This window comes from Pseudomonas sp. S1(2024) (assembly GCF_046557535.1).
The window spans coordinates 20,371-43,041 of record NZ_JBKGFP010000117.1; the positions used below are offsets into that span (position 1 = coordinate 20,371).

General features: G+C 61.5%; 20 protein-coding genes. 18 read left to right on the top strand and 2 right to left on the bottom strand.

Annotated elements, in window-relative coordinates; genetic code table 11:
• Nucleotides 1–224: 224 nt before the first annotated feature.
• Nucleotides 225–1,907 carry an electron transfer flavoprotein-ubiquinone oxidoreductase gene (locus ACLCGK_RS30090; protein WP_075045849.1) on the bottom strand — a complete coding sequence of 561 codons (1,683 nt, stop codon included), beginning with the start codon at nt 1,905–1,907 and terminating at the stop codon, nt 225–227.
• A gap of 537 nt (nt 1,908–2,444) precedes the next feature.
• Between ACLCGK_RS30090 and ACLCGK_RS30095 the strand changes: the two genes are divergently transcribed.
• The 9 genes from ACLCGK_RS30095 to ACLCGK_RS30135 all read left to right on the top strand — a co-directional run bounded on the left by ACLCGK_RS30095 (nt 2,445) and on the right by ACLCGK_RS30135 (nt 9,488).
• Nucleotides 2,445–3,194, top strand: a complete 750-nt coding sequence (locus tag ACLCGK_RS30095; RefSeq protein ID WP_025339979.1) for an electron transfer flavoprotein subunit beta/FixA family protein — start codon at nt 2,445–2,447, stop codon at nt 3,192–3,194.
• Nucleotides 3,195–4,124, top strand: coding sequence for an electron transfer flavoprotein subunit alpha/FixB family protein (locus tag ACLCGK_RS30100; protein ID WP_013973453.1), 930 nt, complete (start codon nt 3,195–3,197; stop codon nt 4,122–4,124).
• Nucleotides 4,125–4,201: 77 nt separating this feature from the next.
• Complete coding sequence (locus tag ACLCGK_RS30105) at nt 4,202–5,023, top strand: substrate-binding periplasmic protein (protein ID WP_123085871.1); 822 nt, start codon at nt 4,202–4,204, stop codon at nt 5,021–5,023.
• A 9-nt stretch (nt 5,024–5,032) separates the two neighbouring features.
• Nucleotides 5,033–5,386 (top strand): DUF4398 domain-containing protein, encoded by a 354-nt coding sequence (locus ACLCGK_RS30110; protein WP_023661849.1) that lies wholly within the window; start codon nt 5,033–5,035, stop codon nt 5,384–5,386.
• Entirely contained in the window at nt 5,383–6,195 is an 813-nt protein-coding gene (locus tag ACLCGK_RS30115) for an OmpA family protein (protein ID WP_015271099.1), read from the top strand. Before ACLCGK_RS30110 ends, ACLCGK_RS30115 begins: the two co-directional genes overlap by 4 nt.
• A 289-nt stretch (nt 6,196–6,484) precedes the next feature.
• Nucleotides 6,485–7,927 (top strand): PLP-dependent aminotransferase family protein, encoded by a 1,443-nt coding sequence (locus ACLCGK_RS30120; protein WP_013973449.1) that lies wholly within the window; start codon nt 6,485–6,487, stop codon nt 7,925–7,927.
• 63 nt (nt 7,928–7,990) lie between these two features.
• The gene (locus ACLCGK_RS30125) at nt 7,991–8,464 is read left to right on the top strand and encodes a hypothetical protein (RefSeq protein WP_410953500.1); all 474 of its coding nucleotides are present in this window, start codon (nt 7,991–7,993) and stop codon (nt 8,462–8,464) included.
• 130 nt (nt 8,465–8,594) lie between these two features.
• On the top strand, nt 8,595–8,849 hold the full coding sequence (locus ACLCGK_RS30130; protein WP_025339973.1) for a YkgJ family cysteine cluster protein: 255 nt from the start codon (nt 8,595–8,597) through the stop codon (nt 8,847–8,849).
• A gap of 33 nt (nt 8,850–8,882) precedes the next feature.
• Nucleotides 8,883–9,488, top strand: coding sequence for an START domain-containing protein (locus tag ACLCGK_RS30135; RefSeq protein WP_123085867.1), 606 nt, complete (start codon nt 8,883–8,885; stop codon nt 9,486–9,488).
• A gap of 114 nt (nt 9,489–9,602) precedes the next feature.
• On the opposite strand, the gene gltA is transcribed toward ACLCGK_RS30135, so the two are convergent.
• Nucleotides 9,603–10,892: a citrate synthase gene (gene gltA, locus ACLCGK_RS30140; protein WP_013973445.1), complete on the bottom strand. Its 1,290-nt coding sequence runs from the start codon at nt 10,890–10,892 to the stop codon at nt 9,603–9,605.
• 352 nt (nt 10,893–11,244) lie between these two features.
• Here gltA and sdhC point away from each other — a divergent pair, with 352 nt between their 5' ends.
• The 9 genes from sdhC to sucD all read left to right on the top strand — a co-directional run bounded on the left by sdhC (nt 11,245) and on the right by sucD (nt 22,578).
• Nucleotides 11,245–11,631: a succinate dehydrogenase, cytochrome b556 subunit gene (gene sdhC, locus ACLCGK_RS30145; RefSeq protein ID WP_012315350.1), complete on the top strand. Its 387-nt coding sequence runs from the start codon at nt 11,245–11,247 to the stop codon at nt 11,629–11,631.
• Nucleotides 11,625–11,993, top strand: a complete 369-nt coding sequence (sdhD, locus tag ACLCGK_RS30150; protein ID WP_003254214.1) for a succinate dehydrogenase, hydrophobic membrane anchor protein — start codon at nt 11,625–11,627, stop codon at nt 11,991–11,993. The genes sdhC and sdhD overlap by 7 nt, the downstream gene beginning before the upstream one ends.
• Before the next feature lie 3 nt (nt 11,994–11,996).
• On the top strand, nt 11,997–13,769 hold the full coding sequence (gene sdhA, locus ACLCGK_RS30155; protein ID WP_013973442.1) for a succinate dehydrogenase flavoprotein subunit: 1,773 nt from the start codon (nt 11,997–11,999) through the stop codon (nt 13,767–13,769).
• Nucleotides 13,770–13,780: 11 nt separating this feature from the next.
• Complete coding sequence (locus ACLCGK_RS30160) at nt 13,781–14,485, top strand: succinate dehydrogenase iron-sulfur subunit (RefSeq protein ID WP_011534752.1); 705 nt, start codon at nt 13,781–13,783, stop codon at nt 14,483–14,485.
• Between the two features lie 245 nt (nt 14,486–14,730).
• The gene (locus tag ACLCGK_RS30165; RefSeq protein WP_013973441.1) at nt 14,731–17,562 is read left to right on the top strand and encodes a 2-oxoglutarate dehydrogenase E1 component; all 2,832 of its coding nucleotides are present in this window, start codon (nt 14,731–14,733) and stop codon (nt 17,560–17,562) included.
• A 42-nt stretch (nt 17,563–17,604) separates the two neighbouring features.
• Complete coding sequence (gene odhB, locus ACLCGK_RS30170; protein WP_013973440.1) at nt 17,605–18,825, top strand: 2-oxoglutarate dehydrogenase complex dihydrolipoyllysine-residue succinyltransferase; 1,221 nt, start codon at nt 17,605–17,607, stop codon at nt 18,823–18,825.
• Between the two features lie 93 nt (nt 18,826–18,918).
• On the top strand, nt 18,919–20,355 hold the full coding sequence (lpdA, locus tag ACLCGK_RS30175) for a dihydrolipoyl dehydrogenase (RefSeq protein WP_013973439.1): 1,437 nt from the start codon (nt 18,919–18,921) through the stop codon (nt 20,353–20,355).
• Nucleotides 20,356–20,527: 172 nt separating this feature from the next.
• Nucleotides 20,528–21,694, top strand: a complete 1,167-nt coding sequence (gene sucC / locus ACLCGK_RS30180; RefSeq protein ID WP_003254205.1) for an ADP-forming succinate--CoA ligase subunit beta — start codon at nt 20,528–20,530, stop codon at nt 21,692–21,694.
• Entirely contained in the window at nt 21,694–22,578 is an 885-nt protein-coding gene (sucD, locus tag ACLCGK_RS30185; RefSeq protein ID WP_004376004.1) for a succinate--CoA ligase subunit alpha, read from the top strand. Before sucC ends, sucD begins: the two co-directional genes overlap by 1 nt.
• Nucleotides 22,579–22,671 lie beyond the last annotated feature (93 nt).

Here is a 22,671-nt window from a genome sequence, read left to right on the forward strand (position 1 = left end):
GTTGTCTGTTCTGGCCTCATCGCCGGCAAGCCAGCTCCCACAGGGGATCGCGCCAACTTTTAGAATTTGAGCAAGACAGTTGCTCCCACAGGGATAGCGCATGGCTCGAGGTCGATGCGGTCGAGGTGGGAGCTGGCTTGCCGGCGATGAGGTCGGTACAGGTAAAACAAAAAGCCCCCGGCTCGTGAGAACCGGGGGCTTTTTGTTAGTGCAGGGCAGGGGCCTTACATGTTCGGGTAGTTCGGCCCGCCAGCGCCTTCAGGGGTGACCCAGGTGATGTTCTGGGCCGGGTCCTTGATGTCGCAGGTCTTGCAGTGCACGCAGTTCTGCGCGTTGATCTGGAAGCGCTTGCTGCCGTCTTCCTGGGTGACAACCTCGTACACGCCTGCCGGGCAGTAGCGCTGGGCCGGCTCGTCGTACAGCGGCAGGTTGCTGGCGATCGGCACGTTCGGGTCGGTCAGCTTCAGGTGGCAGGGCTGTTCCTCTTCGTGGTTGGTGCTGGAGAGGAATACCGAGCTGAGCTTGTCGAAGCTGAGCTTGCCGTCCGGTTTCGGGTAATCGATCTTCTGCGACTCGGCCGCCAGCTTCAGGCAGGCGTAGTCCGGCTTGGTGTCGTGCAGGGTGAACGGCAGCTTGCCGCCGAACCAGTTCTGGTCCACATAGTTGAATGCCGCGCCCAGCAGCGGGCCGAACTTGTGCATGGCCGGGCCGAAGTTGCGGCTGGCGAACAGCTCCTCGTACAGCCAGCTGGCCTTGAAGGCGCTGACGTAACCGTTGAGCTGGTCACCGCCTTCGCTGCCGGCGATCAGTGCATCAGCCACCGCTTCGGCGGCGAGCATGCCGGACTTCATTGCGGTGTGGCTGCCCTTGATCTTGGCGAAGTTCAGGGTGCCCAGGTCGCAGCCGATCAGCGCGCCGCCGTTGAAGACCATTTTCGGCAGCGAGTTGAAGCCGCCCTTGCAGATGGCACGGGCACCGTAGCTGATGCGCTTGCCGCCTTCGAGGTATTGCGCCATCACCGGGTGGTGCTTGAGACGCTGGAACTCGTCGAACGGCGACAGGTACGGGTTGGCGTAGGACAGGTCGACGATCAGGCCGACCACCACCTGGTTGTTTTCCAGGTGATAGAGGAACGAACCACCAGTGTTGTCCTTGGCCATGACGTCCAGCGGCCAGCCAGCGGTGTGCACCACCAGGCCCTGCTCGTGCTTGGCCGGGTCGATTTCCCAGATTTCCTTCAGGCCGATGCCGTAGTGCTGGACGTCGGCTTCGCTATCCAGGTTGAAGCGCTTGATCAGCTGCTTGCCGATGTGGCCACGGCAACCTTCGGCGAACAGGGTGTACTTGCCACGCAGCTCCATGCCAGGGGTGTACATGCCGTCTTTCGGGTTGCCTTCACGGTCCACACCCATGTCGCCGGTGACAATGCCGCGCACCACTCCGTTTTCATCGAACAGCGCTTCCTGGGCGGCGAAGCCCGGGTAGACTTCCACGCCCAGGTTCTCGGCCTGCTGGGCCAGCCAGCGGCACAGGTTGCCCAGGGAGATGATGTAGTTACCCTGGTTGTGCATGGTCTTGGGCACGAACAGGTCAGGCACCTTGGTCGAACTGCCTGCATCCTTGAGCACGTAGATGTCGTCACGCTTCACTTCGGTGTTCAGCGGCGCGCCGAGCTCTTTCCAGTCGGGGAACAGCTCGTTCAGGGCACGGGGTTCGAACACCGCGCCGGAGAGGATGTGGGCGCCGACTTCAGAGCCTTTTTCCACCACGCAGACGCTGATTTCGCTACCGGCTTCGGCGGCCTTCTGCTTCAGGCGGCAGGCGGCGGACAGGCCCGCCGGGCCGGCGCCGACGATGACCACGTCGAATTCCATGTATTCGCGTTCCACTGGTTCTCTCCTACTCATCAAGGCTCGTGCTGTTGCTTTGTCTTATGGGTGCGCGGGGCATTCGCAGCGGTTCTACGCAACGGCGGAACTGTAGCTGGGCAAATGACGGACTACACCGTTTTGTCTTGGCCGCGCATTATATCTACACCACTTGGCGGGTCCAATACAAACGTTTGTTTGAATTTGCCGCAGGCCAGTAAAATCACAGGAACGCGGCTGGAGGGTGACCGATTTGCCGTATTGACCGGATTGGGTGTTACGGTCAAGATACGAGCGGTTTTACGTTCGCCGTAGGCTTGCAGCCGGGCGCAGGTACACCTCTAAAGACCAGGTGTGGAGCAGGGTTTTGCGGCCTTTGGCCGGTTTGTAGTGGAGTTTACACGCCACGACAGGAAATGACCCGTGAGTATTTGTCGCAAGAGTCCGGACAAGACTGTTCGGTCACTGTGAAGTTACCGCCTCCCGGTACGTTTTTAGAGGTGCCCTTGTACCCACGCGCATCGCAGGGCTCTGCCCCTGGCGACTATCTATTCACCGGAGAGTAACGAGGAATCCATGAAGGTTCTTGTAGCTGTCAAACGAGTGGTCGACTACAACGTCAAGGTTCGCGTCAAGGCGGACAACTCCGGCGTCGACCTTGCTAACGTCAAGATGTCCATGAACCCCTTCTGCGAAATCGCCGTGGAAGAAGCCGTACGCCTGAAGGAAAAGGGCGTCGCGTCCGAGATCGTCGTCGTTTCCGTCGGCCCGACCACTGCCCAGGAGCAACTGCGTACTGCCCTGGCACTGGGTGCCGACCGTGCCATCCTGGTCGAAGCCGCTGACGAACTGAATTCCCTGGCCGTGGCCAAGGCGCTGAAAGCCGTTGTCGACAAAGAGCAGCCGCAGCTGGTCATCCTCGGCAAGCAGGCCATCGACAGTGACAACAACCAGACCGGCCAGATGCTGGCTGCGCTGACCGGCTTCGCCCAGGGCACCTTCGCCTCCAAGGTCGAAGTGGCTGGCGACAAGCTGAACGTCACCCGTGAAATCGACGGCGGCCTGCAGACCGTTGCACTGAACCTGCCAGCCATCGTCACTACCGACCTGCGCCTGAACGAACCGCGCTACGCGTCGCTGCCGAACATCATGAAGGCCAAGAAGAAGCCGCTGGAGACTGTTACTCCAGACGCGCTGGGCGTTTCCCTCGCCTCCACCAACAAGACCCTGAAGGTTGAAGCCCCGGCTGCCCGCAGCGCTGGCATCAAGGTCAAATCGGTGGCCGAACTGGTCGAGAAGCTGAAGAACGAAGCGAAGGTAATCTAAATGACTATCCTGGTTGTCGCTGAATACGAGAACGGTGCCGTAGCCCCGGCCACCCTGAACACTGTTGCTGCTGCCGCCAAGATCGGTGGTGATGTGCACGTGCTGGTCGCTGGCCAGAACGTGGGCGGCGTTGCCGAGTCCGCAGCCAAGATCGCTGGCGTGGCCAAGGTGCTGGTTGCAGATAACGCTGCCTACGCCCACGTCCTGCCAGAAAACGTTGCGCCGCTGATCGTCGAGCTGGCCAAGGGTTACAGCCACGTGCTGGCGCCGGCCACCACCAACGGCAAGAACATCCTGCCGCGCGTTGCCGCGCTGCTGGACGTGGACCAGATCTCCGAGATCATCTCGGTCGAGTCCGCCGACACCTTCAAGCGCCCGATCTATGCTGGTAACGCCATTGCCACCGTGCAATCGAGCGCTGCCATCAAGGTCATCACCGTGCGTACCACCGGCTTCGACGCCGTGGCCGCCGAAGGTGGTTCGGCTGCCATCGAAGCCGTTGGCGCTGCGCACAACGCTGGCATCTCGGCCTTCGTTGGCGAAGAGCTGGCCAAGTCCGACCGCCCAGAGCTGACCGCTGCCAAGATCGTCGTTTCCGGCGGCCGTGGCATGGGCAACGGTGACAACTTCAAACACCTGTACAGCCTGGCCGACAAGCTCGGCGCTGCCGTCGGTGCTTCGCGCGCCGCAGTCGACGCCGGCTTCGTGCCGAACGACATGCAGGTCGGTCAGACCGGCAAGATCGTCGCGCCACAGCTGTACATCGCCGTCGGTATCTCCGGCGCGATCCAGCACCTGGCCGGTATGAAGGATTCCAAGGTGATCGTGGCGATCAACAAGGACGAAGAAGCGCCGATCTTCCAGGTAGCCGACTACGGCCTGGTCGCTGACCTGTTCGAAGCGGTTCCGGAGCTGGAAAAGCTGGTCTGATCCGCCTGCTTCACTTATAAAGAACCCGGCCCTTGTACAGGGGCCGGGTTTTTTTTGGTCTGTACAAGGAGTGAGCAATGGTGCTGCGTAAAGCAGGCGGGGTGCTGGCATGCATGGCGGTGCTGGTTTCGCCGCTGGCCATGGCGGCGGGCAAGTGTGAACGCCTGGTGGCAACCGGCAGCCCTGATTCACCGCCCTATTCATGGCAGGACCCCAACGACCCGAAACACCTGATCGGCGCCAACGTCGACCTGCTGCGCCAGGTGGCTGGCGAGCTGGGTGTGAAAGTTGAGGTGCTGAGCGCCGGCCGTCGTGACCAGGCGCTGGAAGAAGTACGTAGCGGGCGGATGGACCTGCTGCTCGACACCCCCATGCAGGTGGAGCAACTGACCGCGCTGGACTACATCCATCCACCCCTGCAGCTCAACGAATACCTGGTGTGGACGCGCCACGATGCCACACTGGCCTTCGAGGGCCCGGCTGACCTGGCCCAGTACCAAGGCAGTTTGTCCGAGCGCGCGCGGCTTACCCCGGCCTTTACCGCTTTCGCCAAGGCCCAGCTGAAGCTGGTGCCGGCACAGAACCTGACCCAGGCATTCCAGAAGCTGGTGCTCGGCCAGGTGGATTATGTGCTCGCTGGCCGCTATTCGGGCATGGCCATGGCCCAGAGCCTGGGCATGAGCAATGACCTGATCGCCCGCGGCCTGCCGGTGGATCGGCCGGGCCTGTACCTGGCGCTGTCGCACAATTCGGCCTGCAATGACAGCTGGCTGCGTGGGCAATTGGCGAAAAAACTGACAGAATTGCCGATCTCCGGAGCATCCGAGGCCGTGCTGCAACGTAATGTCGAGCGCTGGAAAGCGCAGCTGCAGGTGCCGTCGGACGCCCCCAAACACTAGGAAGATTGCGTGAGAACCCAACCACTAATCCTTGCCCTGGCCGTGCTCGGCCTGGCTGGCTGCGCCAACGATCCGGCCCCTAACGAGCAGATGCGCATTTCCGAACAGGCACTGGAGCAGGCCAGGGCCGTCGGTGCCACCGAGCAGGTCGATGCGCTGAAGCTGGCTGAAGACAAGCTGGCCCGGGCCAAGGCCAACATGCTCACCGAAGACTACCGCGATGCGCGCATGCGTGCCGAGCAGGCCGAGCTGGATGCGCGCCTGGCCGAGGCCCAGGTACTGAACCAGAAGAGCGAAGAGCAGCTGCAACTGCTGCAGTCGCGGGTCCAGCGCCTGCGCAAACAGTTGGAGGTGCAGCCATGATCCGTCGCATGCCATTGGCCGCGCTGGCAGTGCTGGCGCTGGCGGCAGGTTTGCAAGGTTGCGCCAGCCAGCGCAGCAGCGCAGCGCTGGATGATGCCACTGCAGCTTTCCAGAAGGTCAAGGATGATTCCAATGTGCTGCGCAGCGCGCCGCGCGACGTGATTCGCGCAGGCGAGTCGCTGGCCCGTGCCGAGCGCCTGTCCAGCTACATCGGCACCGGTGCCGACGTGCGCCATTACGCCTACCTGAGCCAGCGCTACAGCGAAATTGCCAGCGAGCATGCCAAGCTGGCGTTGAACCAGGAGCGCCAGGCCAAGCTCGACCTGGAGCGCCAGCGCCTGCAGCTGGCCCTGCGCGAGGCCAAGCTGGCCAGTGTTCAGCAGCAGGGCAAGTGGGTCGAGTCGCAGATCGCCGCGCTGGCCTCGGAGCAGGCCGACCGTGGTCTGGTGATGACCCTGGGGGACGTGCTGTTCGACACCGGTCGTGCCGACCTGAAGAACTCGGCCAGCCGTACCGTGCTCAAGCTGGTGCAGTTCCTCCAGCTCAACCCGCGCCGGGTGGTTCGGATCGAGGGCTATACCGACAGCACCGGCCCGGCCGAGGACAACCTGAAGCTGTCGCGTGACCGGGCGCAGGCCGTGGCCGACATGCTGGTAGACCTGGGCATCGACGAGAAGCGCCTGCAGGTCGAGGGGTATGGCGACCAGTACCCGATCGAGGCCAATGCCTCGGAGCGGGGCAGGGCGCAGAACCGTCGGGTGGAGATCGTGTTCTCCGATGACAAAGGCAAGCTGGCGCCAGCACGCTGAATCATGTGAAAGGGGCCGCTTTGCGGCCCATCGCAGGCAAGCCAGCTCCCACAGGTGATGAACAGGGCTTGAGGTCAATGCATCAAGGTGGGAGCTGGCTTGCCGGCGATGGGCTGCGAAGCGGCCCCGCTTTTCGTCGGGCTACCCGGGCTTGATCGTTTCCATGGCTGTCACGCAACTGTATTGTTGACTATCCTGCGATCTGTCCCAGTACACTTTGCAACTGTTACGGTATCCTCTACCGTCAGACACAAGAACAACGAGCCCGTCCGCGCGTCGAGAGCCAGCCATGACCAACCTGCTGTTGTACCAGCGTATCGCCCAGCAACTGGCCGATGACATCCGTCGTGGTGTCTACCAGCCAGGCGAGCGGGTGCCCTCCGTGCGCAAGATGAGCGCCCAGCTCAATGTCAGCCATGCCACGGTGCTGCAGGCCTATGCCAATCTCGAGGACCAGGGGCTGATTCGTGCGCGGCCGCAGTCCGGCTACTACGTGCACCAGACCCCGGCCCTGACCGCGCAGACCCCGGACATCGCCCGCGTGGAGCGCCCCGGCCTGGTCACCCGCGCCAGTATCATCCAGCAGGTACTGACCGAGGCTCGCCGTGATGGCGTGTTCCCGTTCGGCGCCGCTGTGCCGCATGTCGACTACCTGCCGGTCCGTGCATTGCACCAGCAGATTGCCAAGGTGACGCGCTTCCACAGCCCGCGTGCCTTCAGCTACATGTTCAGCCCCGGCTTCGAGCCGCTGCGCCGGCAGATCGCCATTCGCATGCGTGATGCCGGTGTACTGGTCGACCCGCGTGAAGTGATCGTGACCCATGGCTGTGTCGATGCGCTGCAGATGTCGCTGCGCGTGCTGACTCGTCCAGGCGACCTGATCGCGGCCGAATCGCCCACCTATTACGGTCTGCTGCAACTGGCCGACCTGCTGGGCCTGAAGGTGATCGAGATCCCCAGCGACCCGTCCACCGGCATCAGCCTCGAGGCGCTGCAACTGGCGGCCAACCAGTGGTCGATCAAGGCCCTGGTCCTGACCGCGCGCCTCAGCAATCCGCTGGGTGGCACTGTGCCGGAAGAGCGGCAGAAACAGTTGCTGCGCCTGGCGTCGGACTTCGATATCCAGATCGTCGAGGATGACATCTATGGCGAGCTGATGTTCGAGCAGGGCAAGACTAAGGCGCTCAAGGCATTCGACCGGCTGGACAGGGTGATCTATTGCTCGAGTTTTTCCAAGACCCTGTCCCCCGGCGTGCGCGTTGGCTGGATGATCGCCGGGCGCTATCAGGACGAGATCCAGCGCCTGCAAACCTTCACCACCCACTCGGCCTGCAGCGTGACGCAGATGGGTGTGGCGGCCTACCTGGAGAATGGCGGCTACGACCGGCACCTGCGTTACATCCGCCAGGAGTACCGCAAGAACCTCAGTGCCTACCAGCTGGCGGTGCAGCAACACTTCCCCGAGGGTACCCAGATGACCCGGCCGACGGGCGGTTTCATCCTGTGGGTGAGCCTGCCGGGGCGGGTCAACACCCAGGAGCTGCATGTGCGTGCGCTGGAGCAGGGCATCAGTATTGCGCCGGGGCTAATCTTCAGTAACACCGAGCAATTCAACCACTGCATCCGCCTTAATTGCGGCATACCTTGGAACAAGGAAGCCGAGCGCGCGGTGATCACCCTCGGTTTGCTGGCCCAGCAATTGTGTCGGGAGCCAGCGGCGGCATTTTTATAGGCTTGCCACGCGCCTGTGGAACAGGGAGCATACGCACTTTTCCTGCCAGTCTGTCCATTTGCCATGAATGCTCTGCGCCGTTTTGCCCTGATCTTGTGCCTTGTACCGCTCTGCAGCCTGGCTGGTGTTGCCCAGGCTGCGCAGCCGGCAGGCCAGGCGCAGGCGGCCAAGCCGGTGCAGAAGGCCGGAGCCAGGCCAGCGCACACGCAACCAGCAAAAAAAGCCGGTAACAGCAAGGCCAGGCCGGCGCGCAAGCAGGTGAGCAAGGAGGTTGCCAAGCCGCTACCCAAGGCAAAGCTCGACCTCAGCCTGCCGGCCGAGATGGTCGATAACCTTGAGCCAAATGTGGGCAGCCTGTCGCCGATACAGCGTCGCAAACCTCTACTGCCCCCCATGTTCACTGAAAAGCCGGAGACCAGCGACAGCCCGTTCCAGCTCAATGGCCGGTTGATCAGCAATGAAATGCAGCTGCAGCTACGCAATGACAGCCGTCGGGAAGTGGAAGGGGCGGCCATCGATTTCGAGTACCGCCAGTAGCTGGCGAACTGACTGCCGGGTCATGGCAGATTTCATCGTGCCAGCAATTTCAAACGCCTGTTTGAGCGGTTACTATCCAGGGACGTTCGTCCCGTTTTGTTCCAGGGAGTCCTTATTTTGGTGAATAGCCATGAACTGCCGTGAGGGCTGTGGTGCCTGCTGCATCGCCCCGTCCATCACCTCCGCGATGCCGCGCATGCCCAATGGCAAGCCGGCTGGCGAGCGCTGCCTGCACCTGACTGTCGACAACCTCTGCGACCTGTTCGGCAAGCCCGAACGGCCTGCGGTGTGTGGTGGTTTCAAGGCGGATGTCGAGGTGTGTGGCAGTGATCGCGATGAGGCCATAAGGATTCTCGGCTGGTGGGAGCAAATGACGGCGGCGTGACAGGCTGGATCTTCGAAAACAAGGATAAACATGATGAGATCGTTCAAGCGTATTGCTCTGCTGTGTGGCATGGGTGTTCTGCTGTCGCCTGCGGCCTGGGCCGAAAACTGGCAGGTGGCCAAGGACGAGGAGGGGATCAAGGTTTCCCTTAGCGAAGTGGCCGGTTCGAAGTACAAGGCCTATCAAGGTGTCACGGTGATCAAGGCGCCGCTGGCCAAAGTGCAGGCGTTGCAGGAGGACGTGGTCGGGGCTTGTGCATGGATTCACGAATGCAAGTCGCAGAAGCTGCTCAAGCACGAAGGTGACCAGAGCTGGACCTACACCCAGTTCAATACGCCATGGCCGGTGACGCCGCGGGACTCGGTGTTGCATGTGACTACTGTGAAGGAGGCTGATGGCAGCCTGGTGCGCAACCTGAAGGAAGAGCCGACCTATATCCCGGAAGAGAAGGGCTTTGTGCGGGTGGCGAAGGTCGAAGGCTTCTGGAAGCTGGTGCCCAAGGGCGACAGCACGGAAGTGACCTATCAGGTGCACACCGAGCCGGGTGGCAGCGTGCCGGCGATGGTGGCCAACAAGTTCGTGGTGGATGCGCCGTTCAATACCCTGAAAGGGTTGCGGGAGCGGGCTGAGAAAAACTGAGGCTTTTGGGTTGCCTGTCCCGGTCTCTTCGCGGGCAAGCCCGCGAAGAGACCAGCGCAGGATGAATAAAAAAGGCTGCCCGAGGGCAGCCTTTTTGCGTTCGGCTATGGAAGCTTACTTGCGGTCCTGCAGCGCAACGATGTCGCGCTTCTGCTCGCCGGTGTACAGCTGGCGCGGGCGGCCGATTTTGTACGGGCTGGAGAGCATTTCTTTCCAGTGCGAGATCCAGCCCACGGTACGTGCCAGGGCGAAGATCACGGTGAACATGCTGGTCGGAATGCCGATTGCCTTGAGGATGATCCCCGAGTAGAAGTCGACGTTCGGGTACAGCGAGCGCTCGATGAAGTACGGATCGGTCAGGGCGATCTCTTCCAGGCGCATGGCCAGTTCCAGCTGCGGATCGTTCTTGATGCCCAGCTCGCGCAGGACTTCGTCGCAGGTCTGCTTCATCACGGTGGCGCGCGGGTCGCGGTTTTTGTACACGCGGTGACCGAAGCCCATGAGCTTGAACGGGTCGTTCTTGTCCTTGGCCTTGGCGATGAACTTGTCGATGTTCGAGACATCGCCGATTTCATCGAGCATGGTCAGTACCGCTTCGTTCGCACCGCCGTGGGCCGGGCCCCACAGTGCGGCGATACCGGCGGCGATGCAGGCGAACGGGTTGGCACCCGACGAACCGGCCAGACGAACGGTGGAGGTGGAGGCGTTCTGCTCGTGGTCGGCGTGGAGGATGAAGATCCGGTCCATCGCCTTGGCCAGCACCGGGCTGATCGGTTTGATCTCGCACGGGGTGTTGAACATCATGTGCAGGAAGTTTTCCGCGTACGACAGGTCGTTGCGCGGGTACATCATCGGCTGGCCCATGGAGTACTTGTAAACCATCGCGGCCAGGGTCGGCATCTTGGCGACCAGGCGCACCGCGGAAATTTCGCGGTGTTGCGGGTTATTGATGTCCAGGGAGTCGTGATAGAACGCCGACAGGGCGCCAACCACGCCGCACATCACCGCCATCGGGTGGGCGTCGCGGCGGAAGCCATTGAAGAAGGACTTCAGCTGCTCGTGAACCATGGTGTGGTTCTTCACGGTGCTGACGAACTGGGCCTTCTGCTCGGCATTCGGCAGTTCGCCGTTGAGCAGCAGGTAGCAGGTTTCGAGGTAGTCGGATTTTTCAGCGAGCTGTTCGATCGGGTAGCCGCGGTGCAGCAGGATACCTTTGTCGCCGTCAATGTAGGTGATCTTCGACTCGCACGAGGCAGTCGCCATGAAACCAGGGTCGAAGGTGAAGTGACCAGTGGCCCCCAACCCGCGGACGTCGATTACATCAGGACCAACGGTGCCGGTTAAAATGGGCAGCTCGACGGGGGCAGCGCCCTCGATGACCAACTGCGCTTTTTTGTCAGCCATGTGGCCTCCTATTAATGCTTGAAATCATCAGACAGACCCCCCACGCAGGGCCCGCACCACTATAGAGGGATAAATTCAGATGTCAATTTGCCTAAAGGCTTGTTGAAACAGGCATTGAGGCCTGATTTTTCGCGAAATTCTCGCCTATTTACGCCTTTTGTGCGCTAAAGGCAATGCGCTATTTGGGCTACCCCGTCACGTTGTCATAAGCAGCCTAACTGTCTATACTCGCAACCCGACCGCCAGGGGCTTGCAAGCCCGAACTGCTGGGGGTCGCCGTTCCCTGGGTGGTGGGTACCTGACCAGTACACTTACCAACAACTTTGCCCTGATTCGCTAGGGGCTCTTCAGTGTGAAAAAAGCCGTGAAAAGCCAACGACCTGTAAACCTAGACCTAAGGACCATCAAGCTCCCCGTCACTGCGTACACGTCCATCCTGCATCGTATCTCCGGCGTCATCCTGTTCCTCGGCCTTGCCATCATGCTTTATGCACTGGGCAAGTCGCTGGGTTCCGAGGAAGGCTTTGGTGAGGTGAAGGCGTGTCTGACCAGCCCGCTGGCCAAATTCGTGACCTGGGGCCTGCTGTCCGCCCTGCTTTATCACCTCGTGGCAGGTGTTCGTCACCTGATCATGGACATGGGCATCGGTGAGACGCTTGAAGGCGGCAAGCTGGGCTCGAAAATCGTGATCGTCATCTCCGTGGTGCTGATCGTTCTGGTGGGAGTTTGGGTATGGTAACCAATGTCACGAACCTGTCGCGTTCGGGTCTCTATGACTGGATGGCGCAGCGCGTTTCTGCGGTCGTTCTCGCGGCTTACTTCCTCTTCCTGATCGGCTACGTGGTCGCCCACCCAGGCATCGACTACACCCAGTGGCATGGTCTGTTCTCCAACAACGCGATGCGGATCTTCAGTCTGCTGGCCCTCGTTGCCCTGGGCGCTCACGCCTGGGTCGGCATGTGGACCATTGCGACCGACTACCTGACGCCTATGTCGTTCGGCAAGTCGGCAACTGCGATTCGTTTCCTGTTCCAGGCGGTATGCGGCGTTGCGATGTTCGCTTACTTCGTCTGGGGTGTGCAGATTCTCTGGGGTATCTGATCCATGGCTAGCATTCCAACCATTTCCTTCGACGCCATCATCATCGGTGGCGGCGGCGCCGGCATGCGCGCTGCGCTGCAGCTGGCTCAAGGCGGCCACAAGACTGCCGTAGTCACCAAGGTCTTCCCGACCCGTTCGCACACTGTATCTGCCCAGGGCGGCATCACCTGCGCCATCGCTTCGGCCGACCCGAACGACGACTGGCGCTGGCACATGTACGATACCGTCAAGGGCTCCGACTACATCGGTGACCAGGACGCTATCGAATACATGTGTCAGGAAGGCCCGGCTGCGGTCTTCGAGCTGGACCACATGGGCCTGCCGTTCTCGCGTACCGAAACCGGTCGCATCTACCAGCGTCCGTTCGGTGGCCAGTCCAAGGACTTCGGCAAGGGTGGCCAGGCTGCCCGTACCTGCGCCGCTTCCGACCGTACCGGTCACGCGCTGCTGCACACCCTGTACCAGGGCAACCTGAAAGCCGGCACCACCTTCCTCAACGAGTACTACGCAGTTGACTTGGTGAAGAACCAGGACGGCGCATTCGTTGGCGTGATCGCGATCTGCATCGAAACCGGCGAGACCCTGTACATCAAGTCCAAGGCCACCGTGCTGGCAACTGGCGGTGCCGGCCGTATCTACGCCTCCACCACCAACGCCCTGATCAACACCGGTGACGGCGTGGGCATGGCCCTGCGTGCCGGCGTGCCGGTGCAGGACATCGAAATGTGGCAGTTCCACCCGACCGGCATCGCCGGCGCCGGTGTACTGGTCACCGAAGGTTGCCGCGGTGAGGGTGGCTACCTGATCAACGCCCACGGCGAGCGCTTCATGGAGCGTTACGCGCCGAACGCGAAAGACCTGGCCGGTCGCGACGTGGTCGCCCGTTCCATGGTCAAGGAAATCATCGCCGGCAACGGCGTGGGCCCGAACAAGGACCACGTACTGCTGAAGCTGGACCACCTGGGCGAGGAAGTGCTGCACAGCCGCCTGCCAGGTATCTGCGAGCTGTCCAAGACCTTCGCCCACGTCGACCCTGTGGTCGCGCCGGTACCGGTCATCCCGACCTGCCACTACATGATGGGCGGCGTTGCCACCAACATTCATGGCCAGGCCATTACCATGGACGCCGAAGGCAACGACCACATCATCCCGGGCCTGTTCGCCGTAGGTGAAGTGGCGTGCGTATCTGTTCACGGTGCCAACCGCCTGGGCGGCAACTCGCTGCTCGACCTGGTGGTGTTCGGCCGTGCTGCCGGCCTGCACCTGGAGAAGGCGCTGACCGAAGGCGTGGAATACCGCGACGCCAGCGACACCGACGTCGATGTTGCCCTGAACCGCCTGAACAAGCTGAACGAGCGCACCACCGGTGAAGACGTTGCCAGCCTGAAGCGCGAGCTGCAGAGCTGCATGCAGAACTACTTCGGTGTATTCCGTACTGGCGAATACATGCAGAAGGGTATCGAGCAGCTGGCCGGTCTGCGTGACCGTATCGCCAACGTCAAGATCAACGACAAGTCCCAGGCCTTCAACACCGCGCGTATCGAAGCGCTGGAGCTGCAGAACCTGCTGGAAGTCGCCGAAGCTACCGCCATCGCGGCAGAAGCCCGTAAAGAGTCCCGCGGCGCTCACGCCCGTGAAGACTACGAAGACCGTGACGACGAAAACTGGCTGTGCCACACCCTGTACTACCCGGGTGAGAAGCGCGTCGCCAAGCGTGGCGTCAACTTTGCGCCGAAGACTGTTCCAGCCTTCGAACCAAAAGTCCGGACTTACTAAGGGTGGCCGCTATGTTGCAAGTCGAAGTTTATCGTTACAACCCGGACACCGATTCGGCGCCGAAAATGCAGACCTTCCAGGTCGATACCGGCGGCAAGGATCTGATGGTTCTGGACGTGCTGGCACTGATCAAGGAACAGGACGAAGGTTTCTCCTATCGTCGCTCGTGCCGTGAAGGCGTTTGCGGTTCCGATGGCATGAACATCAACGGCAAGAACGGCCTGGCCTGCATCACCCCGTTGTCGGCGGTGGTGAAGGGCAACAAGCTGATTCTGCGTCCGCTGCCGGGCCTGCCGGTCATTCGTGACCTGGTCGTCGACATGAGCATCTTCTACAAGCAGTACGAGAAGGTGAAGCCGTTCCTGCAGAACGACACCCCGGCACCGGCCATCGAGCGCCTGCAGTCGCCGGAAGACCGCGACAAGCTGGACGGCCTGTACGAGTGCATCCTGTGCGCTTGCTGCTCGACCTCCTGCCCGTCGTTCTGGTGGAACCCGGACAAGTTCCTGGGCCCCGCCGCACTGCTGCAGGCCTATCGCTTCCTGGCCGACAGCCGTGACACCAAGACCCAGGAGCGCCTGGCGTCCCTGGATGACCCGTTCAGCGTATTCCGCTGCCGCGGGATCATGAACTGCGTCAACGTTTGCCCGAAAGGTCTGAACCCGACCAAGGCAATCGGCCACGTACGTAACATGCTGCTGCAAAGCGGCACCTGATACAAAGAGTTGTACCTGCAGTAAGCCGAGGTGCGGGTGGTGAGCCCGCACTGAGGTAAAACCCGAACAAGGGCCCACAAAGCCTGCGTTCATTACCTATGAAGATATGAGACCAGCAGGGGCTTCCGGGCTGGTACCCGGAAAATCAGCAGGATCCAAGTGGCGTGGTTCAGTCGCTGTATTCGGACTTTTCCAGGTTTGCTGTGGCTCTCGCCGATCAGTCCCCTAACCGAGGGTGACCAAGCATGCAAGAAAGCGTGATGCAGCGCATGTGGGAAAGCGCCCACCTTTCAGGTGGTAACGCTGCATATGTGGAAGAGCTTTATGAGCTCTACCTGCACGACCCTAACGCTGTGCCAGAAGAGTGGCGCACCTACTTCCAGAAGTTGCCCGCCGACGGCAGCACCGCTACCGATGTATCGCACTCGACAATCCGCGACCATTTCGTACTGCTGGCAAAGAACCAGCGCCGCGCCCAACCGGTATCCGCCGGGAGCGTGAGCAGTGAACACGAGAAGAAGCAGGTTGAAGTTCTGCGACTGATCCAGGCCTATCGTATGCGCGGCCATCAGGCTGCCAAGCTCGACCCGTTGGGGTTGTGGCAGCGTCCTGCGCCCGTAGACCTGTCGATCAATCACTACGGCTTGACCAATGCCGATCTTGATACGACCTTCCGTGCCGGCGACCTGTTCATCGGCAAAGAGGAGGCGAGCCTACGCGAGATCTTCGAGGCGCTCCAGAAGACATATTGTCGCACCATTGGCGCCGAGTTCACCCATATCGTCGATTCCGAGCAGCGCAGCTGGTTCCAGCAGCGTCTGGAAAGCGTGCGCGGCCGTCCGGAGTTTTCCGCTGACGTGCAGGCCCACCTGCTCGAGCGCGTGACCGCCGGTGAAGGCCTTGAGAAATATCTGGGCACCAAGTACCCGGGCACCAAGCGTTTCGGCCTCGAGGGCGGCGAAAGCCTGATCCCGATGCTGGACGAGATGATCCAGCGCTCCGGTTCCTACGGCACCAAGGAAGTCGTGATCGGCATGGCCCACCGTGGCCGCCTGAACGTTCTGGTCAACACCTTCGGCAAGAACCCGCGCGAGCTGTTCGACGAGTTCGAAGGCAAGAAGATGAACGAGCTGGGCTCCGGTGACGTCAAGTATCACCAGGGCTTCTCCTCGAACGTGATGACCCCGGGTGGCGAAGTGCACCTGGCCATGGCGTTCAACCCGTCCCACCTGGAAATCGTCTCGCCAGTGGTCGAGGGTTCGGTGCGCGCCCGTCAGGACCGCCGCAACGACACCGTTGGCGACAAGGTACTGCCGATCTCGATCCACGGCGACGCAGCATTCGCCGGCCAGGGCGTGGTCATGGAAACCTTCCAGATGTCGCAGACCCGCGGTTTCAAGACCGGCGGCACCGTGCACATCGTGATCAACAACCAGGTTGGTTTCACCATCAGCAACCCGCTGGACGCGCGCTCCACCGAGTACGCCACCGACGTTGCCAAGATGATCCAGGCGCCGATCCTGCACGTGAACGGCGACGACCCGGAAGCCGTGCTGTTCGTGACCCAGCTGGCCATCGACTACCGCATGCAGTTCAAGCGTGACGTGGTCATCGACCTGGTCTGCTACCGCCGCCGCGGCCACAACGAGGCCGACGAGCCGAACGGCACCCAGCCTTTGATGTACCAGCAGATCAGCAAGCAGCGCACCACGCGTGAACTGTACGCTGAGGCACTGATCCAGGCCGGCCGCATCGATGCCGAACGCGCCCAGGCCAAGATCGACGAGTACCGCAACGCGCTGGACAACGGCCTGCACGTGGTGAAGAGCCTGGTCAAGGAGCCGAACCGCGAGCTGTTCGTCGACTGGCGTCCGTATCTGGGCCATGCCTGGACCGCGCGTCACGATACCCGCTTCGACCTCAAGACCCTGCAGGAACTGTCGGCCAAGCTGCTGGAGATCCCGGAAGGTTTCGTCGTCCAGCGCCAGGTCGCCAAGATCTACGAAGACCGCCAGAAGATGCAGGCCGGTGGCTTGCCGATCAACTGGGGTTATGCAGAGACCATGGCCTACGCCACCCTGCAGTTCGAAGGTCACCCGATCCGCATGACCGGCCAGGACATCGGCCGTGGCACCTTCTCGCACCGTCACGCGGTGCTGCACAACCAGAAGGACGCCAGCACCTACGTACCGCTGAAGAACCTGTTCCCGGGCCAGCCTCAGTTCGAACTGTACGACTCCTTCCTGTCGGAAGAAGCGGTACTGGCCTTCGAATACGGCTACTCGACCACCACGCCGAACGCGCTGGTGATCTGGGAAGCCCAGTTCGGTGACTTCGCCAACGGTGCGCAAGTGGTGATCGACCAGTTCATCACCAGCGGCGAGCACAAGTGGGGCCGTCTGTGCGGTCTGACCATGCTGCTGCCACACGGTTATGAAGGGCAGGGCCCGGAGCACTCCTCCGCGCGCCTGGAGCGTTACCTGCAGCTGTGCGCCGAGCACAACATCCAGGTCTGCGTACCGACCACCCCGGCCCAGATCTACCACCTGCTGCGTCGCCAGGTCATCCGTCCGCTGCGCAAGCCGCTGATCGTGCTGACGCCGAAGTCGCTGCTGCGCCACAAGCTGGCCATCTCGACCCTGGAAGACCTGGCAGAAGGCTCGTTCCAGACCGTGATCCCGGAAATCGACAGCCTCGATCCGGCCAAGGTCGAACGCCTTGTCCTGTGCGGCGGCAAGGTTTACTACGACCTGCTGGAAAAACGCCGTGCCGAAGGCCGCGAAGACATCGCCATCGTGCGTATCGAGCAGCTGTATCCGTTCCCTGAGGACGACCTGGTCGAAATCCTGGCGCCTTACACCAACCTCAAGCATGCGGTCTGGTGTCAGGAAGAGCCGATGAACCAGGGCGCCTGGTACAGCAGCCAGCACCACATGCGCCGTATCCTGGGCCGCCACAACAAGGCACTGGTCCTGGAATACGCCGGCCGCGACGCTTCCGCCGCGCCAGCCTGTGGTTACGCATCGAAGCACGCCGAACAGCAGGAAAAACTGCTGCAAGACGCCTTCACTGTTTAATGCCTTCGCGCACCTGAAACCGAATTTAAGGAAACACAGATAATGGCTATCGAGATCAAAGCCCCAACCTTCCCGGAATCGGTTGCCGATGGCACCGTTGCCACCTGGCACAAGCAGCCGGGCGATGCCGTCAAGCGTGACGAGCTGATCGTCGACATCGAGACCGACAAGGTCGTCCTGGAAGTACTGGCCACCGCCGACGGCGTGCTGGGCGCCATCGTCAAGGGCGAGGGCGACACCGTCCTGTCCGACGAAGTACTGGGTTCGATCGTTGAAGGCGGTGCTGCCGCCGCTGCACCAGCTGCCGCCCCGGCCGCTGCTGCCCCGGCTGCCGCTGCTGCCGACGCTGGCGAAGAAGACCCGGTTGCCGCCCCGGCCGCGCGCAAGCTGGCTGAAGAGAACGGCATCGACCTGGCTGCCGTTGCCGGCACCGGCAAAGGTGGTCGCATCACCAAGGAAGACGTCGTCGCTGCCGTCGCCAACAAGAAGTCGGCGCCTGCTGCAGCTGCCAAGCCTGCCGCCGCTGCCGCTGCTGCCCCGGTTGTCGTTGCCGCTGGCGACCGCACCGAGAAGCGCGTGCCAATGACCCGCCTGCGCGCCAAGATCGCCGAGCGTCTGGTCGAAGCCCAGTCGAGCATGGCCATGCTGACCACCTTCAACGAAGTCGACATGACCGAAGTCATGGCCCTGCGTTCGAAGTACAAGGACCTGTTCGAGAAGACCCACAACGGCGTGCGCCTGGGCTTCATGTCGTTCTTCGTCAAGGCTGCCACCGAAGCCCTGAAGCGCTTCCCGGCTGTCAACGCCTCGATCGATGGCAACGACATCGTCTACCACGGCTACGCCGACGTCGGCGTAGCCGTGTCCAGCGACCGTGGCCTGGTGGTACCGGTACTGCGTAACGCCGAGTCGATGAGCCTGGCGGAAATCGAGAACGGCATCGCCACCTTCGGCAAGAAGGCTCGTGATGGCAAGCTGGCCATCGAAGAGATGACTGGCGGCACCTTCACCATCACCAACGGTGGTACCTTCGGTTCGATGATGTCGACCCCGATCGTCAACCCGCCGCAGGCTGCCATTCTCGGCATGCACAACATCATCCAGCGCCCGATGGCCATCAATGGTCAGGTTGTGATTCGCCCGATGATGTACCTGGCGCTGTCGTACGATCACCGCCTGATCGACGGCAAGGAAGCGGTAACCTTCCTGGTCACCATCAAGAACCTGCTGGAAGATCCGTCTCGCCTGCTGCTGGACATCTAACCCTCTGGCTGCGTACCGTGCCGGCCCTGGCTTCGCAGGAAGCCATGCCGCGCGGTCCGCGGCTTGTAGCTTGTAGCTGATAAGGAATCTTTTATGACCCAGAAATTCGACGTAGTGGTGATTGGTGCAGGTCCTGGCGGCTATGTTGCTGCCATCAAGGCCGCACAACTTGGTCTGAAGACTGCCTGTATCGAGAAGTACACCGACGCCGAGGGCAAGCTGGCCCTGGGCGGCACCTGCCTGAACGTAGGTTGCATTCCTTCCAAGGCGCTGCTGGACAGCTCCTGGAAGTACAAGGAAGCCAAAGAGAGCTTCAACGTCCACGGTATCTCCACTGGTGAAGTGAAGATGGACGTCGCCGCGATGGTTGGCCGCAAGGCTGGCATCGTCAAGAACCTGACCGGTGGCGTTGCCACCCTGTTCAAGGCCAACGGCGTTACTTCGATCCAGGGCCACGGCAAGCTGCTGGCCGGCAAGAAAGTCGAAGTCACCAAGGCTGACGGCACCACCGAAGTCATCGAAGCCGAGAACGTGATCCTGGCTTCCGGCTCGCGCCCGATCGACATTCCACCGGCTCCGGTCGACCAGAACGTCATCGTCGACTCCACCGGCGCCCTGGAATTCCAGGCCGTGCCGAAGCGCCTGGGCGTTATCGGTGCTGGCGTGATCGGCCTGGAGCTGGGCTCGGTATGGGCTCGCCTGGGTGCTGAAGTCACCGTCCTGGAAGCCCTGGACACCTTCCTGATGGCTGCCGACACCGCCGTGTCGAAAGAAGCCCAGAAGACCCTGACCAAGCAAGGCCTGGACATCAAGCTGGGTGCGCGCGTCACCGGCTCGAAAGTCAACGGCAACGAAGTCGAAGTGACCTACACCGACGCCAACGGCGAGCAGAAGATCACCTTCGACAAGCTGATCGTCGCGGTCGGCCGTCGCCCGGTGACCACCGACCTGCTGGCTGCCGACAGCGGTGTGACCATCGATGAGCGTGGCTACATCTTCGTCGACGACTACTGCGCTACCAGCGTGCCTGGCGTGTACGCCATCGGTGACGTGGTGCGCGGCATGATGCTGGCCCACAAGGCCTCGGAAGAGGGCATCATGGTGGTCGAGCGCATCAAGGGCCACAAGGCCCAGATGAACTACGACCTGATTCCGTCGGTCATCTACACCCACCCGGAAATCGCGTGGGTCGGCAAGACCGAACAGGCCTTGAAGGCCGAGGGCGTTGAGGTTAACGTGGGCACCTTCCCGTTCGCGGCCAGCGGCCGTGCGATGGCTGCCAACGACACCGGTGGTTTCGTCAAGGTCATCGCCGATGCCAAGACCGACCGCGTCCTGGGTGTGCACGTGATTGGCCCATCGGCTGCCGAACTGGTGCAGCAGGGCGCAATCGCAATGGAATTCGGCACCAGTGCCGAGGATCTGGGCATGATGGTCTTCAGCCATCCGACCCTGTCCGAAGCGTTGCATGAAGCAGCGCTGGCAGTGAATGGCGGCGCCATTCACGTGGCCAACCGTAAGAAGCGTTAATTATAAGAAACCACGGCGGGCTGCCCGTCGTGAGTCTTGCGTGCATGACTCACCGCGGAAAGTCCGCCGGACCGGATCACACGGGAAAACCCGGGGTCAACGGTCACAGGTGGTGCGGCGCCAGTGATGGCGCAGCGCCGAAGCGCAGTACCTAACGAAGACGGTAAAAAGCATGAATCTTCACGAGTATCAGGGTAAGCAGCTGTTCGCTGAGTACGGCCTGCCAGTTTCCAAGGGTTTCGCTGTCGATACCCCTGAGCAAGCTGCAGAAGCCTGCGACAAGATCGGCGGGAACGAGTGGGTGGTAAAAGCCCAGGTTCACGCGGGTGGTCGCGGTAAGGCGGGCGGCGTCAAGCTGGTTCGCAGCAAAGAAGACGCCAAGGCGTTCGCTGCACAGTGGTTGGGCAAGAATCTGGTTACCTACCAGACCGATGCCAACGGTCAACCCGTCTCCAAGATTCTGGTCGAATCCTGCACTGACATCGCCAAAGAGCTGTACCTGGGCGCTGTAGTCGATCGCTCGAGCCGCCGTATCGTGTTCATGGCTTCCACCGAAGGTGGCGTGGACATCGAGAAAGTCGCTCACGAAACGCCTGAGAAGATCCTCAAGGCCACCATCGACCCGCTGGTCGGCGCTCAGCCGTTCCAGGGTCGCGAGCTGGCATTCCAGCTGGGCCTGGAAGGCAAGCAAGTTCAACAGTTCGCCAAGATCTTCGTTGGTCTGGCCAAGCTGTTCAAGGATCACGACCTGGCCCTGCTGGAAGTGAACCCGCTGGTGATCAAGGCCGACGGCGACCTGCACTGCCTCGATGCCAAGATCAACATCGACGCCAACGCCATGTACCGTCAGCCGAAGCTGAAAACCTTCCACGACCCGTCGCAGGACGACGCCCGTGAAGCCCACGCTGCCAAGTTCGAACTGAACTACGTTGCCCTCGAAGGCAACATCGGCTGCATGGTCAACGGTGCCGGCCTGGCCATGGGTACCATGGACATCGTCAACCTGCACGGCGGCAAGCCGGCCAACTTCCTCGACGTTGGCGGTGGTGCTACCAAAGAGCGCGTTACCGAAGCGTTCAAGATCATTCTGTCCGACAGCAATGTCGCGGCTGTACTGGTCAACATCTTCGGCGGCATCGTTCGCTGCGACATGATTGCCGAAGGCATCATCGGTGCAGTGAAAGAAGTCGGCGTGAAAGTTCCGGTCGTCGTTCGCCTTGAAGGCAACAACGCCGAACTGGGCGCTAAAGTACTGGCAGAAAGCGGTTTGAACATCATTGCGGCAACCAGCCTGACCGACGCTGCTCAACAAGTTGTCAAAGCTGCGGAGGGCAAGTAATGAGCGTCCTGATCAATAAAGACACCAAAGTCATCTGCCAGGGCTTCACCGGCTCGCAGGGTACTTTCCACTCCGAACAGGCCATCGCCTATGGCACCAAGATGGTCGGCGGCGTAACCCCAGGCAAGGGTGGCACCACCCACCTGGGCCTGCCAGTGTTCAACACTGTGAAAGAAGCTGTGGAAGCTACCGGCGCTGACGCTTCGGTCATCTACGTTCCGGCTCCTTTCTGCAAGGACTCGATCCTGGAAGCTGCCTTCGGCGGCATCAAGCTGATCGTGTGCATCACCGAAGGCATTCCTACCCTGGACATGCTGGATGCCAAGGTCAAGTGCGACGAGCTGGGCGTGACCCTGATCGGCCCTAACTGCCCAGGTGTCATCACCCCGGGCGAGTGCAAGATCGGCATCATGCCAGGCCACATCCACCTGCCAGGCAAGGTCGGTATCGTTTCGCGTTCCGGCACCCTGACCTACGAAGCTGTGAAGCAGACCACCGACGCCGGCTTCGGCCAGTCGACCTGCGTCGGCATCGGCGGTGACCCGATCCCGGGCTCCAACTTCATCGATATCCTGAAGCTGTTCCAGGAAGACCCGAAGACCGAAGCGATCGTCATGATCGGTGAGATCGGCGGTTCGGCTGAAGAAGAAGCTGCGGCCTACATCAAGGCCAACGTCACCAAGCCTGTCGTTTCCTACATCGCTGGTGTTACCGCACCTGCGGGCAAGCGCATGGGCCACGCTGGCGCCATCATCTCCGGCGGCAAGGGCACTGCGGACGAGAAGTTCGCGGCCCTGCAGGACGCTGGTGTGAAGACCGTGCGTTCCCTGGCTGACATCGGCAAGGCCTTGGCCGAGCTGACTGGCTGGGAAGTCAAGAAGTAATACTGCTACACCCCCCACGCGCACAGAGGCCACCTTCGGGTGGCCTTTGTCGTTTCTGGGGGGAATTCCTGTGCCGGCCTCTTCGCGGGGTTG

Coding starts and splice junctions, on each gene's coding strand:
- odhB (WP_013973440.1), top strand. CDS start 17,605: ATGGCTATCGAGATCAAAGCCCCAACCTTCCCGGAATCGGTTGCCGAT.
- gltA (WP_013973445.1), bottom strand. CDS start 10,892: ATGGCTGACAAAAAAGCGCAGTTGGTCATCGAGGGCGCTGCCCCCGTC.
- ACLCGK_RS30120 (WP_013973449.1), top strand. CDS start 6,485: ATGACCAACCTGCTGTTGTACCAGCGTATCGCCCAGCAACTGGCCGAT.
- sucC (WP_003254205.1), top strand. CDS start 20,528: ATGAATCTTCACGAGTATCAGGGTAAGCAGCTGTTCGCTGAGTACGGC.
- ACLCGK_RS30165 (WP_013973441.1), top strand. CDS start 14,731: ATGCAAGAAAGCGTGATGCAGCGCATGTGGGAAAGCGCCCACCTTTCA.
- ACLCGK_RS30135 (WP_123085867.1), top strand. CDS start 8,883: ATGAGATCGTTCAAGCGTATTGCTCTGCTGTGTGGCATGGGTGTTCTG.
- ACLCGK_RS30160 (WP_011534752.1), top strand. CDS start 13,781: ATGTTGCAAGTCGAAGTTTATCGTTACAACCCGGACACCGATTCGGCG.
- ACLCGK_RS30095 (WP_025339979.1), top strand. CDS start 2,445: ATGAAGGTTCTTGTAGCTGTCAAACGAGTGGTCGACTACAACGTCAAG.
- ACLCGK_RS30125 (WP_410953500.1), top strand. CDS start 7,991: ATGAATGCTCTGCGCCGTTTTGCCCTGATCTTGTGCCTTGTACCGCTC.
- sdhA (WP_013973442.1), top strand. CDS start 11,997: ATGGCTAGCATTCCAACCATTTCCTTCGACGCCATCATCATCGGTGGC.
- ACLCGK_RS30115 (WP_015271099.1), top strand. CDS start 5,383: ATGATCCGTCGCATGCCATTGGCCGCGCTGGCAGTGCTGGCGCTGGCG.
- sucD (WP_004376004.1), top strand. CDS start 21,694: ATGAGCGTCCTGATCAATAAAGACACCAAAGTCATCTGCCAGGGCTTC.
- ACLCGK_RS30105 (WP_123085871.1), top strand. CDS start 4,202: ATGGTGCTGCGTAAAGCAGGCGGGGTGCTGGCATGCATGGCGGTGCTG.
- sdhD (WP_003254214.1), top strand. CDS start 11,625: ATGGTAACCAATGTCACGAACCTGTCGCGTTCGGGTCTCTATGACTGG.
- ACLCGK_RS30090 (WP_075045849.1), bottom strand. CDS start 1,907: ATGAGTAGGAGAGAACCAGTGGAACGCGAATACATGGAATTCGACGTG.
- lpdA (WP_013973439.1), top strand. CDS start 18,919: ATGACCCAGAAATTCGACGTAGTGGTGATTGGTGCAGGTCCTGGCGGC.
- ACLCGK_RS30100 (WP_013973453.1), top strand. CDS start 3,195: ATGACTATCCTGGTTGTCGCTGAATACGAGAACGGTGCCGTAGCCCCG.
- ACLCGK_RS30130 (WP_025339973.1), top strand. CDS start 8,595: ATGAACTGCCGTGAGGGCTGTGGTGCCTGCTGCATCGCCCCGTCCATC.